At 35.3% G+C, this 5236-nt stretch carries 6 protein-coding genes; all 6 read right to left on the bottom strand.

Annotated features, from left to right (window positions below; genetic code table 11):
- Positions 1-78: 78 nt before the first annotated feature.
- The 6 genes from HNQ92_RS28440 to HNQ92_RS28465 all read right to left on the bottom strand — a co-directional run bounded on the left by HNQ92_RS28440 (position 79) and on the right by HNQ92_RS28465 (position 4541).
- The gene (locus tag HNQ92_RS28440) at positions 79-495 is read right to left on the bottom strand and encodes a hypothetical protein (protein WP_184180263.1); all 417 of its coding nucleotides are present in this window, start codon (positions 493-495) and stop codon (positions 79-81) included.
- 151 nt (positions 496-646) lie between these two features.
- Entirely contained in the window at positions 647-1123 is a 477-nt protein-coding gene (locus tag HNQ92_RS28445) for an SMI1/KNR4 family protein (protein ID WP_184180265.1), read from the bottom strand.
- Positions 1124-1288: 165 nt separating this feature from the next.
- Positions 1289-1987, bottom strand: coding sequence for a hypothetical protein (locus tag HNQ92_RS28450; RefSeq protein ID WP_184180268.1), 699 nt, complete (start codon positions 1985-1987; stop codon positions 1289-1291).
- 200 nt (positions 1988-2187) lie between these two features.
- Positions 2188-3450 carry a hypothetical protein gene (locus tag HNQ92_RS28455; RefSeq protein WP_184180271.1) on the bottom strand — a complete coding sequence of 421 codons (1263 nt, stop codon included), beginning with the start codon at positions 3448-3450 and terminating at the stop codon, positions 2188-2190.
- Positions 3451-3599: 149 nt separating this feature from the next.
- The gene (locus HNQ92_RS28460) at positions 3600-4136 is read right to left on the bottom strand and encodes an STM3941 family protein (RefSeq protein WP_184180274.1); all 537 of its coding nucleotides are present in this window, start codon (positions 4134-4136) and stop codon (positions 3600-3602) included.
- Between the two features lie 42 nt (positions 4137-4178).
- The gene (locus HNQ92_RS28465) at positions 4179-4541 is read right to left on the bottom strand and encodes a tyrosine-type recombinase/integrase (protein ID WP_184180277.1); all 363 of its coding nucleotides are present in this window, start codon (positions 4539-4541) and stop codon (positions 4179-4181) included.
- Between the last annotated feature and the right edge of the window lie 695 nt (positions 4542-5236).

A 5236-nucleotide genomic window follows, 5' to 3' on the forward strand; every position in this document is an offset into this window, starting at 1 on the left:
TCTTCGACTGAAAATTTTCTCCTTGACATAATCCTACTAATTTAAGGGGTTTAATTAGTAGAATCCAGTTCCAGGTTTTTAGGGGGCTAGTACACTTGAGCTGTCAACTTGTGAAAGTTTTCTAACTGCTTTTTCTCTAACGTATCCATTACTGTTTAATGAACTGATAGCTAACAACTCAACAAATTGTTCTTTTGAAAAATTAGTCTCGTAGAAGTCAATGTCACTTTTTGAAATTCCGCAATATTTAAGAGTATCGTAATATCCTTTTTTGCTTTCAATCTTTTTGAATAGGTGAGTAATTGTCTTGGAAGTGGTTTCTCTTATTTCTTTGTTGTCGTTTTTTAGAAATTCTGTCAAGCTGTAAATAAGACTTGGATAACCGTCACTGGCAATTTTAGTCAAGGCGTTGATTTTCTCTTCGATGTTGTCCTTTGAGAAAAACCAAGTCTTGTTAGGTCGTTTTAAAATTTCTATGTATTGCCAAATTTCCATTTCTTTCTGTGTCGTCTTTTAGGCTTGCTTGTAACGTTAAGTGTTTATATTATGTCCGATTTACAGCACTTCCGTTTCGAGCTTCACAAATGTAACTAAAGAGCAGAAAACTTCGAGAACCACGTCACCCGGGCATAATTTAAACATGGTGTTAGGTGAAGTTTTTATTTTGGTTCTTTACTTCTTCCAACCATTGATATAATCCGGTCTCTCCAAATACTCCTCCGCCGGTCATATACCGTTGTAGAAATTCCGCAATTGAGTTCGTTAAAGTTATTGGAGTTTCTGACCCATGGTTATCGTTTGTGATTACATAACTCCCATTGTTCAGTAGTTGAACTTTCCAGTCGTCACTATAAATCATATATTCCGCCAAATAGAACCAAGAGCTAGTTAATTCATGTTTATAAGTCAAAATCTCGCTGATTGGCAATACACGAAAAAGGGTATCGTCGGTTTCAAAGCCGTTGCAGAAGCCATAAAAGTCCTTAAGTTCTTGAGGTAATTGTCGCTTAACAACACTTTCCAAACTTTCGATTTCCTCAATGGTCGCGGGTAGATTAAATTCAATTCCTAGTTCCTGAACTTTTTCTTCAAGTCCCTCGAAAAGTTGTCGGATTGGTGCCATACTTTTAAAATTTCACCTAACGTTTGGCAGCTACAAGAAGTTGGCGATTTCGGAGATGAAAACTGTCTGCCATCACTGAACTTGATACGAAGCATAAAACTTCATATAACCACTGAACCGCCAATTTCTTGTAGGTGCTGTTATGGGCTGGCTTTCTTTCCATTGTTAGTTTTTGTCCCATTGTATTGGTTTCTTTTCTTTCAATTTGTCTGCGTAAAAGTCAAGGCCTTCTTTTGCTGTTTCAAAAAACTGTCCGCCCATTGGTTTGTCGTTGTATGAAACATAAAACTTGCCAAGCGTATTTGGAATTTCGTCACTATACATTGTCGGAACAATATAAGTGTCAAGCGTCCATGTTTCTTTGATGTCTTTGTCAACACTAAACCGCAACCAATAATGACTTGTGAAAGGAAAATAATTTTCAAACGCTGTATGTCGTTTTGCTTCATTTAGCATTTCTAAATATATTTCTTTCCATTCAGGCTGTTTCCAAAATTCAGTGTCGTTAAAGAACATATTCTTAACCTTTGTCCAAGCCTTATCAATGTCGTGGTTTGGATTTTTGAATACAAAGTCTGAATACAATTCAAGTTCACCAAATTCGCTTTTGATTTCTGAAATATCTTTTTGCTTGTCAACCCAAAGGTCGATAACCGTTGTAATTCTGTCAAGGTCAGTAAACAGTCCTCTTGCAAAACAGTTCTCATAGTTTTGTTTGTCTGTCCGCTCATAAAGCACAATTGAAAAGTCCTTGTCCGTTGATGCGAACTCAGTCCTGAAACTTCTACCTGCGTTATTGAAAAAAGAATACTTGTCGGGAAAAGTCCCGTCAATTGTCGAAGCTAACTTTACATTAGATTTCAACTTTTCAAGTCGTTCTTGTATTTCGTTTGATAGATGCACTGTTGTTTATTTAAGCTTGCCCATAACGTTTGCAGCTACCTGAAGGTGGCGATTTCGAAGTACTTCGCTTTCAATTAAACACAAACTTTGATAGAAGCAAAAAGCTTGATTTAACCACTGAGTCGCCACTTTTGGGTAGGTGCTGTTATGTGAGGTTTTTATTACCATTTCCATATTTGAGGTTCATTTTTCCAAATTAGTAGTCTGAATTCTTCATAGTGATTTCCATTTCCTATTGTATGCTTGTCCCTATGTCCTTTTCCTAATATTAGTTTATGCAAAATGCCACTTGAAGAACCTACCCATAAACTTTGTTCGTCATCAGAAATCGTCATTCCACTTATTGTTGAACCTAAAAAATGTCTCCAAATTTTCTTTCCGTTTTTATCGATTGCTTTAATGTTGCCATATGCATCTCCAAGTATATAATAGTTTCTTGTAGCCAAGCCAACATAAACTCTCATTTCTTCATCAATTATTTTATAATCGTCACTTTCTGTATATGCTTCAATTTTAACACCAATAAATCTGTCAGGATTAATTCCAATAGTCACACCGTTGTAGAAATGGCAAGAATTGGATATTAGCTGACTATCATCTTTTGAGAATAAACAAAAATGAGGATAGGATGATTGTGGTCCAATACTACCTAAAGTGTTACCATTGGAGTCTAAAATTCTATGGTCGTAACATTGGTCACCGACAACAATGAATTCATTGTCATCGGATAAAGTTGCATTTTCCATGTCAATATTTGAAGACCAATCTTCTTCGTTTTCTTCATTTAACGGATGAATAAGTTTTTCTTCATTTTTGGATACCAAGTAAATTCCTTCAGATGTTACTATAAGGAGTTTATGTCCGTCATTGAATGGAATGAGTTCCGTAATTCCAAGATTAGCAGTTTCATTAAGTGTAAATTCACTTATAAGTTCTCCTTCCCAACTTTTAAAAGTCGATATTTTGCTTTCAGTGGCTATGGCAAAAACGTTATCCTGCTTAGATTTTCCAATAGCATTAATATTCTTATCAAGTTCTAATGTCTGGTCATTATTTAGTAGGCATGCTTGTCTTTTTTGATATGCAGTACCTGTTAGGAAAACTATTTTTTGGTCATTAATAAAGTGAAGTTGTTCAATACTTTGGGACTGCTTTTCTAAAAAGGAAATAATTGGTGAGTGTGATGGTGGAAAATCATTTCTAAAACGCTCAACTCTTTTTTCGATATTGGCTTGTTTTAATTGACGAATTACTTCTTCAGCTAAATGGTCTCTTTTATCTTCGGGTTCTTTTCCTTTCCAATTTTCCCAACCATTTTTTTCGCCAAATTCAACCATTTCGTTGATTTCTTTAGCATAATGCTCTCCTTTTGAATTCCATTCTTCTTGAATGTCAGGTTTATTTTTTTTGAAAAAATTTATCATTTGGTGTCGGTCTTTAAAATCTCACATAACGTTTCGGGTGTTGCCGAAGGCGGGACTTTTTAGCACTAAAGTTCAATCGAAGAACGAAAGTTGAATTTTATACAAATGCCTAATCGAAGCCGTTCAGCCCCGCTTTTGGCAATACCTTGTTATGCCTCGTTTTTATATCTGTCAAAATATTTATTTAATGTTCCGATTAGACTGTCCGAGCTTATGTCAAGTCCAGCAGATGCAATATTGAATGGTGAGTTATAATTGTTAATAATAAACTGCATTAGTTTTCGTCTAAATCCGCTTGTCTCTTTGTCAAGCCAATATTCAGGATTTTTTATTCCGATTATAACAATTCTAGTACTTTGTATTTTAATTTCTTCAAAACCTTTTATGTCAGTCCATTTTATAAATTCCGTTAGTGATTTTTTCGGATTTACATTAAGTCCTTTTGAGTCAATAATTAATGCAATTTCTGATTTTATTAGTCTTTTAATTCCAACAAAAATTCCGAGTCCGAAGAAAATAATTGATGCAATTGCAATTCCTCGTGTAAAAATTGGGTTTCTCGCTCTCCAACCAGTAAAGTTGTCCGCCTCCAAGAGTAACCAAACTCCAATAGCAACAAATGCAATTGAACCTATCAATAACAGTAATGACTTTTTTTTACTTGAATAAATTTCGATTCTTTCCATTTAGGTTTGTCGTTTAAAATGAGGCATAACATCTGTATAAATCTAACCCCCACCCCCAGTTTCGTGTATATCCGTTTTGTGCGGAGGGTCTTTCTTGGATGTTTGTGTTCCCAAATTAAGCAATTCGCCGATTTGATCCAGCGGCGAAACCACATTTTTGTTGGAAACAGCCAAGACATGGCTGTATATCTCCGTGGTCTTGCTGCTGGAGTGCCCCAGTAGAACCTGTATCATTCGGAGATTCGTGCCATTTTGAAGCAAATGCGTGGCGAAGCTATGCCTCAGGGTGTGAACCGACGCCCGTGTTCGGCGTAGTCTCCGACTACGTCGGTGTGTAAATCGTTCTCTAGAACGACGCGAAGGATAGTTTTTTGCATTTCTCCAAATTCCGTTCGGAGACCGGATGACGCTTGGACGTAGTTAGAAACTACGCCCAGCGGGGGGCACGTCCCTGTCCACCGAAAAAAAAGTTGACTACGGAACGAAAACATTTCTGGCAACCGTTCGTTCACTCGCCATAAGCTATATGTTTTGTTGTAGCTGGTTTTTTAATCATTTAGTTTCTTTCTTCAAAAGCTTTGTTATATAATTTTTCATAAGTTTTCTGAGTATAAAATTTCTGTTTGAACACTTTTATATTTTTCACATCATAGACATAATTATTCTTTTTCTTTGATATACCCCAATAATTGAAAAAGTCATCTTTAGCCAATTTTGTAATAGGTTCGTCAATATTCAAAAGGACTCTATAATCACATATTTTATACCAGTCCTTAAAATTGAAAATTGGTAAATGAATTGTCTTTATTTTTTTAAAGAGCTTTTTGTCACTTAATCTTAGTACACAAAGTTGTTCCATTATTTTATCAAAACATTCCTCAATTGCATTTTCATAAATGTTATAGATTTTAACCTTACAATCCTTATAATCAATAATTAATTCCTCAATTGATGGATTGAAATTTTTATTTTCCTCAAAAAGTGCTTTGGTCGAATCAAATATTTTTGTACTAGCCCCCTAAAAACCTGGAACTGGATTCTACTAATTAAACCCCTTAAATTAGTAGGATTATGTCAAGGAGAAAATTTTCAGTCGAAGA

Source organism: Rhabdobacter roseus (assembly GCF_014202275.1).
GTDB lineage: Bacteria > Bacteroidota > Bacteroidia > Cytophagales > Spirosomataceae > Rhabdobacter > Rhabdobacter roseus.

Bases quoted from the DNA above. Each gene is read 5' to 3' on its own strand.
- HNQ92_RS28440 (WP_184180263.1), bottom strand. From the start codon at position 495: ATGGAAATTTGGCAATACATAGAAATTTTAAAACGACCTAACAAGACT.
- HNQ92_RS28445 (WP_184180265.1), bottom strand. From the start codon at position 1,123: ATGGCACCAATCCGACAACTTTTCGAGGGACTTGAAGAAAAAGTTCAG.
- HNQ92_RS28455 (WP_184180271.1), bottom strand. From the start codon at position 3,450: ATGATAAATTTTTTCAAAAAAAATAAACCTGACATTCAAGAAGAATGG.
- HNQ92_RS28460 (WP_184180274.1), bottom strand. From the start codon at position 4,136: ATGGAAAGAATCGAAATTTATTCAAGTAAAAAAAAGTCATTACTGTTA.